This window comes from Erysipelothrix sp. strain 2 (EsS2-7-Brazil) (assembly GCF_016617655.1).
Classification (GTDB): domain Bacteria; phylum Bacillota_I; class Bacilli_A; order Erysipelotrichales; family Erysipelotrichaceae; genus Erysipelothrix; species Erysipelothrix piscisicarius.
Window position 1 is genome coordinate 122,294 of sequence record NZ_SCFT01000001.1, and the last position, 19,586, is coordinate 141,879.

15 protein-coding genes are annotated in these 19,586 nt (G+C 36.2%); 10 read left to right on the plus strand and 5 right to left on the minus strand.

What is annotated here, in order from left to right; translation table 11 throughout:
* A complete protein-coding gene (locus EPJ90_RS00535; RefSeq protein WP_161636471.1) occupies positions 1 to 1,833 on the plus strand; it encodes a hypothetical protein in 1,833 nt (610 codons plus the stop codon).
* Between the two features lie 36 nt (positions 1,834 to 1,869).
* Here EPJ90_RS00535 and EPJ90_RS00540 read toward each other — a convergent pair whose 3' ends face one another.
* The gene (locus EPJ90_RS00540) at positions 1,870 to 3,942 is read right to left on the minus strand and encodes a glutamine synthetase III (protein ID WP_200542406.1); all 2,073 of its coding nucleotides are present in this window, start codon (positions 3,940 to 3,942) and stop codon (positions 1,870 to 1,872) included.
* Positions 3,943 to 4,222: 280 nt separating this feature from the next.
* On the opposite strand from EPJ90_RS00540, the gene EPJ90_RS00545 reads away from it, so the two are divergent.
* The 4 genes from EPJ90_RS00545 (at position 4,223) to EPJ90_RS00560 (ending at position 9,602) form a co-directional block, all read left to right on the plus strand.
* Positions 4,223 to 4,600: a cytidine deaminase gene (locus tag EPJ90_RS00545; protein ID WP_125164520.1), complete on the plus strand. Its 378-nt coding sequence runs from the start codon at positions 4,223 to 4,225 to the stop codon at positions 4,598 to 4,600.
* 167 nt (positions 4,601 to 4,767) lie between these two features.
* Positions 4,768 to 5,355, plus strand: coding sequence for a TetR/AcrR family transcriptional regulator (locus EPJ90_RS00550; protein WP_200542407.1), 588 nt, complete (start codon positions 4,768 to 4,770; stop codon positions 5,353 to 5,355).
* 4 nt (positions 5,356 to 5,359) lie between these two features.
* Positions 5,360 to 7,468, plus strand: a complete 2,109-nt coding sequence (locus tag EPJ90_RS00555) for an MMPL family transporter (protein ID WP_200542408.1) — start codon at positions 5,360 to 5,362, stop codon at positions 7,466 to 7,468.
* Positions 7,458 to 9,602, plus strand: coding sequence for a hypothetical protein (locus EPJ90_RS00560; protein WP_161636467.1), 2,145 nt, complete (start codon positions 7,458 to 7,460; stop codon positions 9,600 to 9,602). The genes EPJ90_RS00555 and EPJ90_RS00560 overlap by 11 nt, the downstream gene beginning before the upstream one ends.
* A 24-nt stretch (positions 9,603 to 9,626) precedes the next feature.
* Here the strand turns inward: EPJ90_RS00560 and brnQ are convergent, their stop codons facing one another.
* The 3 genes from brnQ to EPJ90_RS00575 all read right to left on the minus strand — a co-directional run bounded on the left by brnQ (position 9,627) and on the right by EPJ90_RS00575 (position 13,067).
* Positions 9,627 to 10,919: a branched-chain amino acid transport system II carrier protein gene (gene brnQ, locus EPJ90_RS00565; RefSeq protein ID WP_161636466.1), complete on the minus strand. Its 1,293-nt coding sequence runs from the start codon at positions 10,917 to 10,919 to the stop codon at positions 9,627 to 9,629.
* A 63-nt stretch (positions 10,920 to 10,982) separates the two neighbouring features.
* Entirely contained in the window at positions 10,983 to 11,495 is a 513-nt protein-coding gene (locus EPJ90_RS00570; protein ID WP_161636465.1) for a hypothetical protein, read from the minus strand.
* Between the two features lie 324 nt (positions 11,496 to 11,819).
* Entirely contained in the window at positions 11,820 to 13,067 is a 1,248-nt protein-coding gene (locus tag EPJ90_RS00575; RefSeq protein WP_161636464.1) for a competence/damage-inducible protein A, read from the minus strand.
* Between the two features lie 173 nt (positions 13,068 to 13,240).
* On the opposite strand from EPJ90_RS00575, the gene EPJ90_RS00580 reads away from it, so the two are divergent.
* The 3 genes from EPJ90_RS00580 (at position 13,241) to EPJ90_RS00590 (ending at position 16,706) form a co-directional block, all read left to right on the plus strand.
* Positions 13,241 to 13,786, plus strand: a complete 546-nt coding sequence (locus EPJ90_RS00580) for a carbonic anhydrase (RefSeq protein WP_125164515.1) — start codon at positions 13,241 to 13,243, stop codon at positions 13,784 to 13,786.
* A gap of 158 nt (positions 13,787 to 13,944) precedes the next feature.
* The gene (locus tag EPJ90_RS00585; RefSeq protein ID WP_161636463.1) at positions 13,945 to 15,528 is read left to right on the plus strand and encodes an ATP-binding cassette domain-containing protein; all 1,584 of its coding nucleotides are present in this window, start codon (positions 13,945 to 13,947) and stop codon (positions 15,526 to 15,528) included.
* 17 nt (positions 15,529 to 15,545) lie between these two features.
* A complete protein-coding gene (locus EPJ90_RS00590; protein ID WP_237558257.1) occupies positions 15,546 to 16,706 on the plus strand; it encodes a VanZ family protein in 1,161 nt (386 codons plus the stop codon).
* Positions 16,707 to 16,774: 68 nt separating this feature from the next.
* On the opposite strand, the gene EPJ90_RS00595 is transcribed toward EPJ90_RS00590, so the two are convergent.
* On the minus strand, positions 16,775 to 17,005 hold the full coding sequence (locus EPJ90_RS00595; protein WP_125164513.1) for a hypothetical protein: 231 nt from the start codon (positions 17,003 to 17,005) through the stop codon (positions 16,775 to 16,777).
* 171 nt (positions 17,006 to 17,176) lie between these two features.
* Here EPJ90_RS00595 and EPJ90_RS00600 point away from each other — a divergent pair, with 171 nt between their 5' ends.
* On the plus strand, positions 17,177 to 18,478 hold the full coding sequence (locus tag EPJ90_RS00600; RefSeq protein WP_125164512.1) for a PTS sugar transporter subunit IIC: 1,302 nt from the start codon (positions 17,177 to 17,179) through the stop codon (positions 18,476 to 18,478).
* Between the two features lie 3 nt (positions 18,479 to 18,481).
* The gene (locus tag EPJ90_RS00605) at positions 18,482 to 19,519 is read left to right on the plus strand and encodes a MupG family TIM beta-alpha barrel fold protein (RefSeq protein WP_200542409.1); all 1,038 of its coding nucleotides are present in this window, start codon (positions 18,482 to 18,484) and stop codon (positions 19,517 to 19,519) included.
* The last annotated feature ends 67 nt before the right edge of the window (positions 19,520 to 19,586 follow it).

Consider the following 19,586-nt stretch of genomic DNA (forward strand, 5'->3'; position numbering starts at 1 on the left):
ATGAACGATTTTTTTGATATGAGTTTTGGTGATGATTCAAAATCAAACGACTTTGCCATGCCGACATTTGATGCGTCAAATGACATCGAGGATGATGAAGATGATGAGCTCGAAGAATCATCAAATAAATTCAAAAAGACACTTTTCGGAGGCTATACACGCGGTAGTGTAGAAGCATATGTAGAACAAATTGAACAGAATGTTTCACAAATGCAAGGAAACCTCGAATTTCAAATTAAAGAAATGTTGCTTGAAAAAGCGTCACTTTCACAAGAAAACGCATTACTTAAATCACAATTTACCGATGCGGAATCGAAAATGATTGAAATTGAAGAAGAGTACAAACGCATTAAAGGTTTAAATGAAGAATTAGCTGAGAATATTAAACATCAAGAACAACAATTTTCAACTGAATTAAATCAATATAAAGCCGTTAGTGGAGAATTACAAGAAGAGTTAGATAAAATATCTTCTCACTATCAATCACTCCAGGAACAGTTAGAACGTGCACATGGTGAAGTATCCGTTTTAACCCAACAAGTGAAAGAAAATGAAGAAGAGAATATCAAAGTTGAACAATATCTTGATCAACTTGAAGCAAGTCTTCAAGAAAAGAACCGTGCACTTGAAGAAAGTGTTCGTCTTTTAAAACAAAAAGAAATTGAACTTGAGACAAGCAATGCGGAAGTCCATGAATTACGTGAGCAAATGTTAGTTATGGAAACAAAACTAGCTGAAAAAGATTCAGAAATTGCGCGTACCATGAAAATTTTAGAAGAGTATCAAGCTCAAGAAGAAAACTTTATGGCTTTAATCGATCAAAAAGAAGATATGATTCTTGAACGCAATAATGCACTACAAGAAGCTGCTCGTATGGTCGAATCACTTGAAACGCAACGCGAAGCATTTGAAGCCCGACTCATGGATCAACAAGGTACTATTGATGAGCAACAGGAATCAATTGAACATACACAATATGTCCTTGATGAGAAAGAAGAGGAAATTAAGACTCTTGAAGCCAAAATCCAAGAACTTAATGATGCTGTGGAAGCGATGAACAATCAAGATGATTTGGCAGTTGAAACATTAACCAATGAAGTTGAATTTTTAACTAAAAAACTTGAACTGATGACATCTGAAAAAGATGAGACCGTAATGTTGTTGCAAGAAAAAATTCAAAATTTAACACAACAACTTGAACAAGTTCAATTACAACCAAATATTATGCAACGTGTAGAAGATATCCGTACACAATATGATCAATTACTGCAAAAGAAAGATATGATCATTAATCGTTTGGAAGCAGAAGTAAACAATGCTCCATCTTTTACATTCGATCAAGAACGTGCTCTTTTAAAACAAGAAATTGCACAATTGCAAGAAGAACTTAAGCAAGAAATGATTGACAAATATCAGGTTCGTAAAGGATTGAACGATGAGGTGCGTCGTCTTAAAGAACGATTAGATACACAAACGTTTCAAGGGCAACCCAGACAAGACTTTGAACGGATTATCGATGAAAAAGACACCCAAATCAATCAACTCTTTCAGAAACTACAGAATATGCAAAAAGAAATGGAAGCATTAATGGGACGTGTTAATTTTACAAACCCATCTCATGATGCCTTGCAAGAACGGACTCGTATTCAACATATGAATATTCAAGATCCTGTTGTTGATCCGATCGCAAACTTTGCACCAACTCCAAAGGTTACTGAAACTACTGCAACTAAGAATGACTTTGAAGAAGAGATTGCTCGAATTTATAAGCAAATTGAAGCTCAAAGAGAAACGTTAGATGCATTTATGGATCATTATAAGTACAATTCATAATAAGAAAAAGGTATTCAAATTGAATACCTTTTTTTGTTAAAGTTCAAACAGTAATTGAGTGTAGGTAGGGAAGGGATAATGCGATTTCGCGATGACACGTTCCATTTGATCAACAAGGGTTCGTATTGTCTCAAATTCTGGTCGAATTTGATGATGCATTGCGTATGCCTTTTCTTCTAAATCTGTGATTTCATGAACAAATAGTATTTTGTCTTCAAGTGTTATTATGGCCGCATCCAGAGCGTCAAGATTTGATTCAAGGTTTGTGATTTGACGTTTGATATAACTGCTTTGACTGTCTGAGGTTGATAGGTGATTAATAGCGGTGACAATTGCAGGCATAATATCTTGTTTTACCATCTTAAGTAATGTGTTTGCTTCGGTGTTGATGGTTTTGATAAAGCGTGTCTGCACGATGATGGTACGCGCTTCTAATTCACGCTCACTCAGAACATCCGTATTTTTAAATAGCGCAATTGTATTGGGATAGAGCATTGAAGCGATAGAATCTACATAGTGCTCAAGATTTGGTAAACCACGTTGTAATGCCTCTTCTTTCCAATTATCGTGATAAGCATCGCCATCAAAAATAATTCGATGGTGAGCCTTAATGATCCGCTGACAGTGTCCAAGGGCATGTTCACGAATATCTTGAATATACTTGAATTGTTCTAAGTCATTCGCAATACGTTCAAGCGATTCAGCCATAATTGAACACAATACAGTATTCACAAAAGCACTACAAATCGAGGAACCAGGCATTCTAAACTCAAACTTATTTCCAGTAAATGCGAAAGGTGACGTACGGTTACGATCAGAGTAATCTTTCGTTACAGCGCTCAGTGTTGTAAGAGGAGTAAAATATTGAACTTCTTTTTCAATATTAATTTTCTTTGAGGTGGCCAATTGCTTAAATATTTCCTCAAGAACAGAACCTACAAAGAGTGAAATTATTGCGGGTGGTGCTTCGGATGCGCCGAGACGATGATCATTTCCTGCAGAGGAGGCTGCAAAGCGTAGTAATTCTGCGTGCGAGTCAACTGCCTCCACAAGCGCACATACGAATACAAGGAAACGAATATTTTCATGAGGACGCTCTCCAGGTTCAAAGAGATTATGCCCGGTATTGGTTACCAACGACCAGTTATTATGTTTACCTGAACCATTGATATTTTTGAATGGTTTTTCATGTAAAAGTGCAGATAAATGATGCTTTTTGGCAACACGTTGCAATGTTTCCATAACAATCATGTTTTGATCGAGCGCAATGTTTGCTTTATCAAAGTGGGTTACAATTTCAAATTGAGCTGGAGCAACTTCATTATGTTCTACTTTACTATAGACACCTAATTTCCAAAGTTCATCATTCACATCTTCCATATAATGAACTACATTTGAAGGAATATTCCCATAGTAGTGTCCCACTAAATCCTGACCTTTCGGAGCATTTTCGCCTAAAAGTGTACGTCCAGTAAATATTAAGTCTTCGCGTTTTTCAAAATGCTTCGCATTGACCAAAAAATATTCTTGTTCAAGTCCAATCATGGCATCAACACTTGTAACACTTTTATCACCTAAGAGATTGACGATACGTGTGGCTTGCTTACTTAAGGCCTCCATGGATTTTAAAAGAGGGGCTTTCTCATCTAAAGATTCACCGTGATACGAAATAAAAATTGAAGGGATAAACAGGACATGACCTCGGATAAATGCGGGTGAGGTTACATCCCAATAGGTATAGCCACGTGCTTCAAATGTTTGTCTTAAACCGCCATTTGGAAACGATGATCCATCTGTTTCGCCTTTAATTAATGTTTTGCCAGAGAATCGCGTAATTGGCTTACCATTTCGATCCGGTTCGATGAAGGCATCATGTTTCTCAGCGCTCGATCCGGTCATGGGATGAAACCAATGCGAATAATGAGTTGCCCCATGCTCCAATGCCCAGACTTTCATCGCATGAGCAATGGCTTCGGCATTTGCCATATCCATTTTCTCTTTATATTGGATTGCACTCAGCCAGCGTTCAAAAACAGGACGTGGTAAATATTCACTCATCACATCTTTTGTGAAGAGTTTACATCCAAAATCTTCGTAAGGTTTCTTCATTGTATTTCTCCTTTTTTCTTGTCAAATATAAAATATTTCGGGGTGAATGTAAAGATTTTTTTTAGTTTGTAGGGTTATTTTTAAAAAAAAATAGAAAATTCATAAAATTTTTGGAGTTTTTAGTAAGGAATTGAAAACGAATTATTTTAATGTATACTTAATAAAACGTTTAAAATAATTGACAAACTCATGGATTTTAAAATGTATATTTATTTTAACAAAAACACTTTTAATTGTGTAATTGTTGTGATAGAATTACGAAGAAATAGGAGAGATAAGTATGAAATACAGTGAATTAATTGAAATCGCACTACAAAATTCAAGATGTGTAGCGCTTTCCGACAACGCATCATTAGATGGTGAGTCTACTGCAATGCTATCAAAAGATGGAACCGTATTTACCGGAATATCAGTACAAAGTGTAACTCAGGCAGGTTGCAATTCAGGCGTGAGTGCCATTGCTGAAGCTTTAAAGTCCGGTCAATCACATTTTATTAAGATGGTGACCGTAAACAGCAAGGGCGATATTATTGCACCTTCAGGTCAGACACGTGACTTGCTTGCACAAATCAATTCTGAAAATAAACAATGCGAGATCATGGTTTCTAAAGATCACTTAGTTATTCTTGATCAACTTTTGCCTTACACAGCATGTTAACACGGGAAACCGTGTTTTTTTATTGCGCGAATAATGCGATAATAGATTGAGAGAAAATAAAAACGATACAATCAAATTAAATAAGTTGACCAATGGTCAGTTTGGTGTTAAACTAGAAAACGGCTGACATAATGACCAATGGTCAGTTTGTATCGAAGGAGGGAAATATGGTATCTAAACTTGAGAAAAACAAGTTACTTAAAGAAAACAAGTTGTATAACGCAGCGTATGATTTATTTACAAGTCATGGTATTAATGAAACATCAATCAGCGATATTGCAAAGCATGCAGGTGTTGGCAAAGGAACGTTTTATCTTTATTTCAAAGATAAGTATGATATTTTAGATCGCATTATCTTTAAAAAAAGCTCCGATGTCTTAGTCTATGCAGTGAATGAAACACACTTAAATGTATTTGAACATTTTGAAGATGAAGTAATCTTCTTTATAAACGTGATTCTTGATTTTTTAGAAAAAGATCGTTTACTGCTTAAGCTTATTCATAAGAATTTATCATGGGGGGTTCTTAAAAGAGCAAAAGAAGACTATGAAGAGATTAACCTAATCTATTATATGTTTACGAAAGGCCTAAAAGATGTAGGGATATCCGATGCGGAAATCGATCATACGATTTACATCGTAATCGAACTTACCGGTTCGATTGCGTATAATACAATCATTCTTGAGGAACCTTCAAGTTTAGAAACCATGAAACCTTTCCTGTTTGATACCATAAAACGTATTATTAGGAGATGATTTCGTGAAGAAAGGTTTTACCCAAGCGTTTGGAGATGCAATTGCAAAACATCGCAAAATAATTTTAATCATTGCGACCTTGTTATTGATCCCATCGCTTTACGGCACAGTTTCTACGAAGATAAATTATGATATTTTAACTTATCTTCCCAAAGATTCTGAGTCGGTTAAAGGTCAAGAAATATTAGACCGAGAATTTGGTGGTGCTTCTACAGGAATGTTAGTCATAGAAAATATGACAAACAAAGATGTCGTAAAGACCAAAGAAAAAATTAAAATGGTTAAGGGTGTTGAAGATGTTATTTGGGTTGACGATCTCGTAGATACATCAGTTCCCTCAACAATGCTACCGGAAGATGTTCAATCTTTGTTATTCCGTGAAAACTCAACATTACTGATCGTTAAGTTTGAAGAAGGAAACGCAGCACCGCTTACCCATGAAGCAATTGGTGAGATACGATCAATGCTTGATGACCATTCATTTCTGAGTGGGATGTCGGCATTACTTAAAGACACGAAGGAGCTTGCTGATGCTCAAACACCCATTTATGTGGGACTTGCAGTTCTACTTGCTACTTTAGTGCTTGCAATGACGTTAGAGTCAACAATTATACCCTTTATTATTCTATTAAGTATAGGCTATGCAATCGCATATAACTTTGGAACAAACGTGATATTTGGTCAAATATCATATATAACCAAATCCTTAGCCGCAGTACTTCAATTGGGCGTTACTTTGGATTATTCAATTTTCTTATTGCATCGTTATGAAGAAGAATTACGTAAAAATCCAAATAAAGAACACGCAATGGGTTCTGCAATCGCTTCAACCGCATCGTCAATTGTAGGGAGTTCGCTAACAACCGTTGCAGGATTTTTAGCTATCGGTGCTATGAATCTAACCATTGGTAAAGATATTGGATTTGTAATGGCTAAAGGTGTTGTCTTAGGTGTTTTATCTGTATTGACAGTCTTACCTTCATTAATTCTTATCTTCGATGGTCCGATTCATAAATGGCGCCATCGCACCATATTACCAGAATTTGATCATTTGTCTAAATTGGTAACACGTCATGCGAAAACCTTTGTATTAATTGGTGCAATCCTTTTTGTACCGGCATACATTGGCCAAAGTAATAATGATGTTTACTATAACCTTGATGAATCTTTACCTAAAGATATGACATCCATGGTTGCACTTACAAAACTTAAAGATGATTATAATATGCAAACAACACATTTCGCTGTTATTCCGAATACGGTTCCTGATTTCGAAATCACCCGAATGATTAAAGAAATCGAAGCGTTAGATGGCATTGAAAATGTTATTTCATATCAAAAATATGTAGGACCAACAATCCCAGAATCATTCTTACCAGAAAAAGTTGTTTCAATCTTTGAAAAAGGTGATTACAAACGTTTAATTATTAATTCTTCATTTAAATCCGCTACGGATGAAGAAAATCAACAAATTGAAGCAATTTCTTCAATTATGAAACGTTACGATGACAACGCATTATTAGCTGGAGAAGGGGTATTAACGAAAGACCTCATTGATATTGCGGACGAAGATTTTGCTCGTGTTAATACGCTAAGCTTTGCGGCAGTATTTATCATTATTGCCCTTGTCTTTATGTCCGTATCGATTCCGGTTCTTCTAATCGCCGCAATTATGCTTGCCATCTTTATAAACATGAGTGTTCCATTCTATATGGGATCATCAATACCTTTTATCGCCGGTATTGTAATTGGTTCTATCCAATTAGGTGCTACAGTCGATTACGCCATACTGCTTACTACGCGATTTAAAGAAGAGTGTGGAAATGGTTTAGAAAAACATGATGCGATGGAAATCGCTGTTAAAGAGTCTGCTAAGTCAATTACAACAAGCGGATTAGCGTTTTTCGGTTCAACAGTTGGCGTCGCTATGATTTCGGAGATGGAACTGGTATCAAGTTTAAGTGGCATGATTGCACGCGGTGCGATCATTTCTACGCTGGTTATTTTATTTATCCTTCCGGGTATTTTACTTGGCTGTGAAGGCATTATTAGTAAAACAACACGCGGATGGATCAAACGTAATAAAGGAGATGTAAGAACGAATGAAGACTAAAAATTCAATCCGTGCACTCAGTGGAGCAATTGCGATAAGTATGGTTGCAGTTATACCAGTTAGTGCAGATGAACCCATAAAAAAAGATGAAACTGTATTTGTAAATTTAGATAGTGATGGTCGGGTCATCCATAAAGTATCGAGTGTACACTTGCATTCAGATAAAGCACTAAAAACAGTAACGGATCAATCCAATCTAAAAAATATTGTAAATGTTAAAACAGATGATCAACCGGGAATTGCTGGAAATACAGTACTTTGGAATACCGATCAAAAAGATGTGTATTATCAAGGTGATCTTGAACAAGCTCTACCAATTGAGACAACCATTCACTATACCTTGGATGGTAAAACGGTTCGTCCTGAAGAAATTCTAGGACAAAGTGGTCGATTGAAAATTTCAATTGACATTAAAAATAACGATCCACGCACTATTAAATTAAAAAATGGAGGTACTAAGAACGGTTATGCACCTTATTTGGTTGCAACGGTCATGAACTTATCATCAGACGTCTTTAAAGATGTTACTGTGAATACAGGTAAGTTAATTCAAGATGGAAACAATCAAATCGCAACCTTTGCAGTGCTTCCAGGGATGAAAGAGAATTTAGGTATTACTAAAGACTTATTTGGTCTTGATAACCATATTGAAGTCCAAGCGAATGTTGTAGATTTCGAAATGAGTCCAATTGTTTTTACAGCAACTTCAAACATTCCTGATTTAGATGCATTAGAGCATTTCGATCGTGTTGACGATATCGCAAGAAGCATTGATACATTAAAAGATGCTGCCAACCAACTTGCTAATGGAACACAACAATTATCGGAGGGTTCAAATCAATTAAATAGTGGTATTACTGACTATGTAAATGCAGTTGGTAAGATTAACGATGGATCGCATGAACTTTCATCTGGAGCAGGTGTTTTCTTCGATGGAATCTATCGCAGTTCAGTTGGTGCACAATCCCTTGCTGACAATACCTCGCTGTTTGGTGAAAAAGCTGCACAGTTAAGTCATGGGTACATGGCTTTAAGTGAAGGTGTGACACAGTATGCGTCAAAAGCAACACAGTTAAGTGATGGTTTTGTTAAGGCTTCTGAAGCATTGAAACCAGTTAAAGGTTCAGTTTCAAAACTCAATTCAGGTATGGCCCAAATTGATGCAGGAACACAACAACTTACCGAAGGCACTGATCAAGTTGTCACCGGTGTAACGGGAGTTCAAGGTGCTAATACAATGGGATTAAATCAAATTAATCAATCTACACAAACCATTGCATCATTGAAAGATCAAATGTCTGTACTTGAAAAGGCAATTGCACTCATTCCAGAAGAAAAAGACCGTACAGAAATTCAACAAGAATACGAAGCACTCGTTAAAACGGTTCATGCCCTTGAACAATCGAATGCAGCTGTAAATTCAATTTATGGCCAAATCGACTCACAACTTCCAAAACTTGTAGAGGGTAGTGAAGCCGTGAAACAAGGACTTGAAACTGTGAATACAAATCAAAAAGCTGTTTTAACGGGTCTTGGCCAACTGGACAACGGTTTGGAACAATTTGAGAATGTTTCGATGTTACTGAATGAAAACGCAAAAAAACTTAACGAAGGCGCTATGGTTCTTGATGCTAAATCAAAAGAGGCGTTTGAAGGAAGTAAGCTTTTATTGGAAGGATCATCAAAACTTGCTTCAGGTGCTACGGAATTATCCAATGGAATGAACCAACTTAATGATGGATCAAGTTCTGTCAAAGAAGGTCTCGATGCACTTGCAAGTGGAACCACTCAGGCATATGTAGCCGGCTCTCAACTTGAATCAGGATCCTCAAAACTGGCTGAAGGTTCAATGGAATTAAACAACAAGGTTTCTGAAGGTCTCGCTGAAGCTAAGTCACATGATGAAATAAGTCTTGATGATTTAACTCGCGTGCTGGATGTGAAAGATGGGCTTATTGAAATTGCTGAAAGCAACACAACAATAAGTGGTCTTGGCTCCGATATGGAAGGAAGTTCGAAAATGATTATGAGAACTGAAGCCATAAAAAAAGAGAAAGAAACAAAAGTAATTGAAGAAACAGTCAAAGAACATAAAGGATTCTTTGCATGGATCAAAGAAAAGATCGGCAAATAAAAAAAACGACTTCGGTCGTTTTTTTTACGCCTCAATTTGAGTGAGGTTTGCATAAAGCGTCGTGACAATTGCAATGATAATTCCAGGAATTACCCATGATAATTTAAGTTGATGTAAAGGAAGTTCACTTACAATTTTAAAGAATGTATTCTGAGCATGGTTAATGCTTGACATAACGCTTATACTTCCGACAACAAGGGTTGTAATTTTAAAGGTTATATCCGGGATGTTCCCAATCAATGTAAGGAGTATCAATGTAATCGCAATTGGATAGATTGCACTCAGTATTGGTGAACTGATGGCTAATATTTGATTGAGTCCGAAGTTTCCAATTACTAAACTTATACTCGAAAGTAAAACGACAAATTTTTCATAATTGAGAATTTTGAGTAGCTCTGAGAAATATTTACTGCATGAGGTAATGAGACCGACACAGGTTGTTAAGCATGCAAGGGTAAAGATAATCCCAAGTACAATGGGTCCATAAGTGCCATAGGCGGCATATGACACCGCAATGAGTACTTCCGCACCGTTTGTGGCATTGGGTAAACTTGGTGCGATATGAGAGCCTAAAAGCGCTAAAAGGATGTATACAAGAAATAATAAAACTGCGGCAATTGCTCCAACACGATATGTTGTTTTGCGAATAACTTTTTTGTCTGTAACCCCGAAATCACGAATAATCATCGAAAGGACAAGCCCAACGGTAAGCGATCCAATCGCATCCATCGTCATATATCCGTCGACAAAGGCCGCGGTTGCAGGATGGAGACGATAAGGATCTTGCGGTGGGAGGATAATTTGCGTATGATTTGAAAAAATTAAAATCGAAGTAAGCACTAAAAGACTCAAAAGAATCGGTGTTAGAACTTTTCCCATGCGATCCACCAATTTACTTGGTTTCATTGATAACCAACCGGCTAGACCAAAGAATACAAGCGTATAAACAAACATACCAATTCCTAAATGCGACTCAGCCAACATCGGTTTTATTGCGATTTCAAAAGGCATTGTACCCGCACGCGGAATCGCTAAGCCGGGGCCTATTGATATATAGATGACAACTGTAAAAGCTGTAGCGAAGTAAGGATGAACCTTTGATCCGATTGGATAAAATCCTTCTGCTTTCGCAACTGCACAGATTCCTAAAAAGGTTAAAAACACTGCGGACAAAGAAAAGAAAAAAATCGATATCGGAAGGTTGTATCCCGATTGGTAACCGATCATGGATGGGAAAATAAGGTTTCCCGCTCCAAAAAACATGGAAAAAACAGTAATACCGAGAGAGAGAATCTCAAGGCGTGATAATTTATTCATAACAGACCCCAATTTCTAGAATTTTAGTTTATAGCGTGAAGATGGATTTTAAGTGAAATTAACTTAATTACCGAGAATATGGTCAAAGTTTTTTTCAAATAAAGTTATTTGGTAGTCTATCGTATTATAGGTAATTAAAGGACTGGTATTATTCGTCTTATTCTTAATAAGGTCACTCAATTCAATCAAGTGATTGTGATGATCCCGAATTAATTGTGCCATACGGTCAGTGCTTTTGAGTTCATCATTGAGGTAGTTCTGTTGACAGACCATATCTCCATGACTTCGCGATTTAAATCGAATGGATTTATTTAAAGAGGCAATCCGTACATCTTTATGGTCTGTTAAACGAAACGATCTTAAAAATGTGCGATGATAATTATCTTTATAAAAGGTTCCATCTTGATTGAGAATAACGTAAGATCCAGTATGCGTTAAAATGAGTTGAGATTCCAATTCATTACCGCATTTATAAAAACGTGTGTGTTTCATAAATGGATTTAAAGATGAATACATAAACAAACCAATACACACCGATATTAATAGAAAGTAGGTTATGAGATTCTTTTTATTCATAATATTGATCCCCCGCTCATGCACTATAATAAGGATTATACACTGTTTTATTGATTAATGGATATCTTTCGCTTTGATTTGAATTTTTCTGTTGAATGAAGGTGTTGTTTATGAATTTTGAATTGTGGTCTCGGAACCTTAAATCGATTTAAGTTTTAGTTAAGGTGATATTAAGAATTAGATCTTATTATTATCTTTGTCGAACGGTCTGGGGGGAAATGTATGCCCGATACATTGGACCGAAAAATATATTCGCACTTCTCCTTGAATATATTTCGACATGAAAACGATGTAGCCTTTTGTCGTTTAGCTACATCGTTTTTTTTATTTGTTTTTAACTTCGTCTAAAATCAATTTCAAAGCATGGTTCGTTGCCATTTCTTGAATATGAATGCGCTCATTCGCATGATTTCGTCCTAATTGTAATCTTTTAACAGATACACGTTCCGCAGTGGCTATAGCCACATAAACCAAACCAACAGGTTTTTCATCAGAACCGCCTGTTGGTCCAGCGATGCCGGTTATCCCAACTCCAAGATCCGATTCAGCCAATAATCGAACGTTTGTGGCCATTTGCGCTGCCACTTCAGGTGAAACAGCACCCACGGTTTCAAAATACGCTTGAGGTATGTTTAAAATTTTATGTTTTTGTTCATTTGAGTATGTTGTCACACCTAAATTAAATACTTGGGAGCTCCCGGATACACGCGTTATTCGAGAACTGATTAACCCACCGGTACAACTTTCTGCAGTTGCAACCGTCATATTTTTACTTGCAAGTAAGGGAACGATCACCGATTCCAAAGCGGGAATATCAGTACTGTAATAAAAATCGTAGAATAAGTCTTTTATTTCTTCAAGAACTGGTTTAATGAGTGCATCTGCTTCTTGGTAGGTTTTGCCACTGGCTGTAACACGCAACATCACACTACCATCCGCTACATAGGGGGCGATGGTAGGGTTTTGATAATCGATCATTTTATCTTTTAAAATCGATTCAACTTTTGATTCCCCAATTCCAAATAAATAGAGTTTATGAGATACAAGTACTAAGTTAGTCTTTTGGCTTAGATAATCGTTCACAGATGTTTCAAACATCATCGTCATTTCACGGGGTGGACCGGGCAACATTATCACGGTATGATTCTTAGTTTCAATGCAAACTCCAGGAGCTGTACCGCATAAATTTTCAAAAACATGGGCACCTTGTGGAATCATTGCTTGCTTGATATTATTTTCGGTCATTGATCTGCCGGTGGTTTTAAAATATGCTTCAAGTTTGTTCATTGAAGGTTGATGAAGGGTAAGGGGGCGTTCTAAGACCTCTGCAATCACTTCTTTGGTTAAGTCATCATAAGTCGGACCCAATCCTCCAGTGAAAATAATGAGTTCGCTTCGTTTCAACGCCTCTTTAAACGTCTCTTCCAGACGGTTTGGATTATCGCCAACAACACTTTGGTGATAACAAAAGATTCCATTGCTTGCAAGTTGTTGCGCGATGTATGTCGCATTTGTATTCACAACATCCCCTAACAACAATTCCGTTCCTACACAAATAATTTCTGCTTTCATAATTCAGCTCCATTCTTTTAATATCATAGCACTCTTACCTTAAATACACGAGAAGAATTCTTAATGACATTTTGTGAAGGTTTCATGACAGTCGTTTGTTTCGATGTGGATTCACTTTATAATAAAACACAGAAAATCGTTTAATTTAAAAGATTGCAAGAGGAGAATCGTTTATGAAGCATCAATGGGAAAATTCACTTCATTTATTAAAGGATGGTAATGTTCGGTTTACCCACCAAACCGTTAAAAATTCACATCATTCACAACATGACATGCAAGACTTAGGGGAGGGACAAAATCCTTATGCAATTATCCTAAGTTGTTCGGATTCACGGGTATCCCCTGATATTATTTTTGATTGTAAGTTGGGAGATTTGTTTTTAATTCAAAATGCTGGGAATGTTACGGATGCTTCGGTGTTAGGAAGCATTGAATATGCGGTTGAAAATCTTAAAACACCTTTGGTTGTTGTTTTAGGGCACAGTCAATGTGGCGCAATTAATGCTGCTTATCATCAACTGTCCTTAAAAGGGAATTTGAAAACGATTGTTGATCAGATTCAGGCGCATGTAGTGCAAGAAGGGATTGACATTTCTTCAGCAAATCACGCACGAAAAACAGCTCTTAAAATTGCGGAAAATTCATCGATTCAACGCCATGATGTAAAAGTTATCAGTGCATTTTATGACATCACTACCGGCAATGTGTCATGGCTATAATGGCTTTAATATCATTTGAGTACTAAATTCACAAAAATTTGCTATACTAGTATGCAGATAAGTAACGTAAAAACCAAGACAAATCTGTCTTGTTTTTATTGTTTATTTATAAATTTACTCTATAATAGGAGTTTGAATGAATTTAAAGGAGAATATCAGTGATTAGTACAAATAATTTATCGTTAATGTTTGATGGCAAGGCATTATTCGAAGAGGTATCAATAACATTTACTGAAGGGAATTGTTATGGTGTAATCGGAGCCAATGGTGCAGGGAAATCAACCTTCCTTAAACTCTTATCGGGAGAACTTGAACCCACAAGCGGTCACATCTCCATTCCAAGTGGCAAACGTCTTTCATTTCTAAAGCAAGATCACTTTGCATTTGATGATTATACGGTTTTAGAGACAGTTATCATGGGGAATGAAAAACTTTATGAAATTATGAAAGAAAAAGAGGTTATTTACGCAAAGGAAGATTTCTCGGAAGCGGATGGTATTCGCGCAGGAGAATTGGAAGAACAATTTGCGGATATGGATGGTTGGAATGCGGAAGCAGAGGTCTTTACACTTTTAAATGGTTTAGGTGTTGATCGTCAATACCATGAAGCCAAGATGGAACAACTCCCAGGTTCGGACAAAGTTAAGGTCTTATTAGCTCAAGCAATTTTTGGTAATCCCGATATTCTTTTACTTGATGAGCCTACCAACCACCTTGACCTTGAAGCAATTCAATGGCTTGAAGAATTTTTAATTAATTTTGAAAGTACCGTTATTCTTGTATCACATGACCGTCACTTTTTAAATAAAACGTGTACACATATTGCTGATATTGATTTTGGTAAAATTCAATTATTTGTTGGGAATTATGACTTCTGGTATGAATCCAGTCAATTAATGCTTCGTCAAATGAAAGACGCAAATAAGAAAAAAGAAGAAAAAATTAAAGAACTTCAAGATTTTATTGACCGCTTCAGTGCCAATGCTTCGAAATCAAAACAAGCAACATCACGTAAACAAGCACTCTCAAAAATTAAACTCGATGAAATGGTACCTTCAAAACGTCGCTATCCATTTATTGAATTTAAACCAAAACGTAATCTTGGTAGTTCCGTATTGGAAGTAAGTGATCTAAGTGCGAGCCTTGAAGGAAAACAACTTTTCACAAATTTAAGTTTCACCATTGGAAATGGTGAAAAGGTAGCCTTTGTGGGTGATCAAGAAATCACAAAATCACGTTTTTTTGATATTATTACGGAACGTGTTCAACCGGATGCAGGATCAGTTCATTGGGGTTCAAGCGTTGATTATGGTTATTTTAATAAAAACTTTGATGAAGATTTTGAAAATGACGCACGAATTGTTGATTGGTTGATGGAATTTTCTGACGAAAAAGACGAGACCTATGTTCGCGGCTTTTTAGGTCGAATGATTTTTGCGGGGGATGACGCATTAAAAAAACTTAATGTTTTATCCGGTGGTGAAAAAGTACGTTGTATGATGTCTAAAATGATGATCATGGGTAAAAATGTGTTGATTCTTGATGAACCAACAAACCACCTTGATATGGAGTCAATCACCGCACTTAATAATGCACTTATTAAATTTCCAGGAACAATTCTTCTTGCCTCACATGATCATCAAATTATTGAAACAACGGCAACACGCATTATGGAATTTAAAGAAGATGGTACTCTCGTTGATTATCTTGGAACCTACGAAGAATATTTAGAACGCAAATAAATTTGAAAGGTTAAATGATGATGCAAACCTATCTCTATCCAATACGAACTGCTTTAATCAGTTTTCCATTCATTGCATTCGCAATTCTAGTTCCATATTTAATGTATGACTATCATAAACATGGGTCGGTATCGAAGTGGCGTGCGTTTGTAGTTTACAGTTTTATATTCTATTTGCTCTGTGCATTTTACCTTGTGATTTTACCGTTACCTGAGCGTGAACATGTTCATACACATTGGCGTGAGATGATTCAACTCATTCCATTTACGTTTGTTTCAGACTTTATCCGTGAAACATCCATGCGTTTCTCAGATCCAAGATCACTTGTTGTCGGATTGCGCGAAGGGGTGTTCACACAACCTGTATTTAATATTGTGATGACACTACCCTTTGGGATTTACCTTCGTTATTACTTTAAGTGTGACTTGAAAAAAACATTGATTTTAAGTTTTAGCTTGTCGCTGTTTTTTGAACTTACACAAATTACTGGTCTCTATGGGATTTATCCAGGACCTTATCGATTGTTTGATGTTGATGATTTGATTTTAAACAGTATGGGTGGATTAATAGGTTATGCAATTGCACCCGCAATGACCTATTTCTTTCCTACACGCGAGGCTTTAGATCTCGAATCTGCGGAAAAATCTGTAACGGTAACGTATGTGAGACGTCTTATTGCATATCTAATAGATAGCGTCATCATGACGCTTGCGATTTCAATCTTTACACTTGGAATGCGTGCGGTAATGCCGGGGGTTCCTCAATATCCAGCATTTGAGTCCGTGACTCATTTTATGGGATTTATGTTTTTCTTTTTTGTATGGCCTCTTTCACATCAAGGGTCAACCTTAGGAATGTCTATCGTGCAAATTCGAATTGAAGTAGATGAATCACAATCCAGGGTTAAAGGTATTTTGATGCGTTGCCTTCTTGTATATGTCTTTATGATACGATTTGGCGATCTAAGTGGTTTGCTCGTTAAAGGGCTCTCGACATCAAATCCATACATCGATACGCTCACTTCAGTGCTCTATCTTTTAATTATTATGGGTTATTGGATTTTTATGATGATACATGTTCTATCAACGATGTTTCATAGGAATTATCGAATGTTTTATGAACGCATTTCTAAGACACAAATGGTCAGTACATACCCCGATCACAACATAGACGGGTAATATTAAAACATGATATCTTGTATAAAAAAACGTTCACTGCATCCGTGAACGTTTTCTTTTCTTTTTATTTAAATGTATTCATCTGCTTTAACGGTGAACATAATTGCACCCGCCATTGGATCCTTTTTAATTTCAGCTTTAATGCGTTTGCAAGCTTCATCTTTGTCTTCCATATCCGTTTCAAAGTAGAGCTTGATTCCATCTTTCTTAATAAATGTACATTTAGGATCTGTCATTCCTTCAACAATTTTTTGAATTTGCTTTTGCATAATAGGACTATTAATAATAATTGTATTCATAATTTATACCTCTTTCTACAAAATCATATTAGCAAAATATGGAACCGATTACAATAAAAAACGAATATATTGAAATAATATTCCAATAATTACAAAGAAAGGTTGAAATATATTTTGAAATCGGTTACTATTCATATGTAAGCACTAACAAGTGCAAGAAAGGGAGTTAATATGGAGAAGTTAACACAATTTATAGAAGAGAAGATTGCCCCACCATTAATTAAATTTTCTCAATTGAAATACGTTCAAGTAATGCAACGTACTGGACTTGGAATCATGTCTTTATTAGTTATTGGTTCTGTATTTTTACTTGTTGCATCATTCCCAGTTAAAGCATGGACTGATTTTTTAGGAGATAATCGCTGGGTTATTGCGGCAGCTTCTGGAGTCGGTACTGGATTTATTGCTTTATATACTGTTATCACGACATCTTATGGTTTAGTAGAGTACTACAACAAACAACGCGGAGAAAATCATGATATTGTTCAACCAATGATTCTTGCGGTTGCATCATTCTTACTTTTAAATCCTGCACAAACTGTTACAACAATGGTTGATGGTGTTGAAGGTAAGTTTACGGGGGTTCCATCAACGTATATGGGAGCTCTTGGAGTATTTGCTGCACTGATTGTGGCAATTATTACTGTTGAAATCTATCGTTTCGTTGTTAATAAAAAACTTGTTATTAAAATGCCTGAAGGGGTTCCACCAATGGTATCTCAATCATTTATCGCTCTAATTCCAAGTTTCTTTGTCATTTTATTCTGGTGGTTACTCGGTCATGTTTTCCAATTAAACATTCCAGAATTAATTGCTGGTGTGTTCAAACCATTAGTAGCTGTTGGTGATTCACCAATCGTTGTGATGATCGCAACACTTTTAAACCGAATCTTATGGGCTGTTGGTATTCATGGTTCAAACATTGTAAACTCAGTTGGTGGAACATTCTGGGGTCAAATGTCACAATTAAACCTTGCCGCATTTGAAGCTACCGGAAGTCTTGCAAATTTACCACATACTTATACATCCGTATTTATGGATAACTATATTTGGACAGGATTGTTCCCATTATCACTTTGCTTAATTATGTCTAAATCGCCACGTTTAAGCGGTCTGGGTAAACTTGCTTTAGCAGCATCGTTATTCAATATCGGGGAACCACTTATCTTTGGATTACCAATTATGTTGAATCCACTGATGATGATTCCATTTATCTTAAGCTACTTAGTACTTGCACTTGCTGCAATTATTCTAACAACGCTTGGTGTGATTCCTGTACCGGCATTAATGATTTCTTGGATTACACCTGCACCAATTAAAACTTATTTAGCGACAGCTGGAAGTATTCCTGCAACCGTATTCGTCCTTGTTGGATGGGTATTTATGTTCCTCTGCTTCTATCCATTTGTTAAAGCAATGGAGAAAAATGACCTTGCTGAAATGGCTGCTGTAGAAGAAGCGAAAGAAAATTAAATTATGTTAGGTATTTCGAGTTATTTTAAAGATTTAGATTATGGGTATTTGGAAGCTGCTGCTGCCATTGGAGTGAAGTATTTATTTACTTCACTCCATATCCCAGAAGAAGATTTGTCGAAACTGGATCAAGAAATGCCAAAATTCTTAGCAGAAGTAAAACGATTGGGTCTTGAATTGGTACCTGATATCTCACCCGCAACGTTTGAGAAATTAGGCATTAAGGCCAATGACTATCAAGCATTAAAAGAACTTGGATTTACGTCATTGCGTTTGGATTACGGATTTGATGATTTTGAAATCGTTAAAGCACTTCAAAAAGATTTTGACTTAATGTTAAATGCAAGTGTTGTAAATGAACCGTATATTCTCGATGCTTTGGAAGCGGGTGTCGATTTTAATAACATTTCTGTTTTACATAACTTTTATCCTAAAACAGAGACGGGACTTTCATTAGACTATTTTAAAAAAATTAATGAAGTGTTTATTCGACATAAAATTAAAATTATGGCATTTGTTCCAGGGGATGCGCTAAAACGATTCCCACTTTACGAAGGCTTACCAACGGTTGAGAAACACCGTCAATGTAATCCATATCTTGCAGCTGTAGAGCTCATGCATGATTGTGGTATCACAGATATTTTAATTGGTGATAGTAAAGCACACCTTGAAACATTATTTTATATTGAATCGTATATGAAAGACTCAATCATGCATATACCTGCATTTTTTAGTAAGCATGCACCTTCAATGTATGATAAAACGTTTGAAATTCGTAAGGATTTATCGGAACATGTTATTCGTATGTTAACACCACGGATTCCGGGAATTCCTGTAATGGATAATGGCGCACGGGTTCGTGGAGCCATTACCATCGAAAACGAATTATCTGGACGTTACAGTGGTGAAATGCAAATTTGTAAGAAAGCATTTCCAATGGATGCTCGAACAAATGTAATCGGATTTATACATCCAGACTATGTTGATCTTGTATGTTCCATTGATCGTTATACTAAAATTAAATTTGTACGCATTGACTAAGAAGGATTCAATCCTTCTTTTTTAAAATATTATTGGTATTATGAGTAATTAGAAGAGGAAGTTGATT

What these genes read in the sequence shown, in the direction of transcription:
- EPJ90_RS00535 (WP_161636471.1), top strand. Translation starts at nt 1, where the DNA reads ATGAACGATTTTTTTGATATGAGTTTTGGTGATGATTCAAAATCAAAC.
- EPJ90_RS00540 (WP_200542406.1), bottom strand. Translation starts at nt 3,942, where the DNA reads ATGAAGAAACCTTACGAAGATTTTGGATGTAAACTCTTCACAAAAGAT.
- EPJ90_RS00545 (WP_125164520.1), top strand. Translation starts at nt 4,223, where the DNA reads ATGAAATACAGTGAATTAATTGAAATCGCACTACAAAATTCAAGATGT.
- EPJ90_RS00550 (WP_200542407.1), top strand. Translation starts at nt 4,768, where the DNA reads ATGGTATCTAAACTTGAGAAAAACAAGTTACTTAAAGAAAACAAGTTG.
- EPJ90_RS00560 (WP_161636467.1), top strand. Translation starts at nt 7,458, where the DNA reads ATGAAGACTAAAAATTCAATCCGTGCACTCAGTGGAGCAATTGCGATA.
- brnQ (WP_161636466.1), bottom strand. Translation starts at nt 10,919, where the DNA reads ATGAATAAATTATCACGCCTTGAGATTCTCTCTCTCGGTATTACTGTT.
- EPJ90_RS00570 (WP_161636465.1), bottom strand. Translation starts at nt 11,495, where the DNA reads ATGAATAAAAAGAATCTCATAACCTACTTTCTATTAATATCGGTGTGT.
- EPJ90_RS00575 (WP_161636464.1), bottom strand. Translation starts at nt 13,067, where the DNA reads ATGAAAGCAGAAATTATTTGTGTAGGAACGGAATTGTTGTTAGGGGAT.
- EPJ90_RS00580 (WP_125164515.1), top strand. Translation starts at nt 13,241, where the DNA reads ATGAAGCATCAATGGGAAAATTCACTTCATTTATTAAAGGATGGTAAT.
- EPJ90_RS00590 (WP_237558257.1), top strand. Translation starts at nt 15,546, where the DNA reads ATGATGCAAACCTATCTCTATCCAATACGAACTGCTTTAATCAGTTTT.
- EPJ90_RS00595 (WP_125164513.1), bottom strand. Translation starts at nt 17,005, where the DNA reads ATGAATACAATTATTATTAATAGTCCTATTATGCAAAAGCAAATTCAA.
- EPJ90_RS00600 (WP_125164512.1), top strand. Translation starts at nt 17,177, where the DNA reads ATGGAGAAGTTAACACAATTTATAGAAGAGAAGATTGCCCCACCATTA.
- EPJ90_RS00605 (WP_200542409.1), top strand. Translation starts at nt 18,482, where the DNA reads ATGTTAGGTATTTCGAGTTATTTTAAAGATTTAGATTATGGGTATTTG.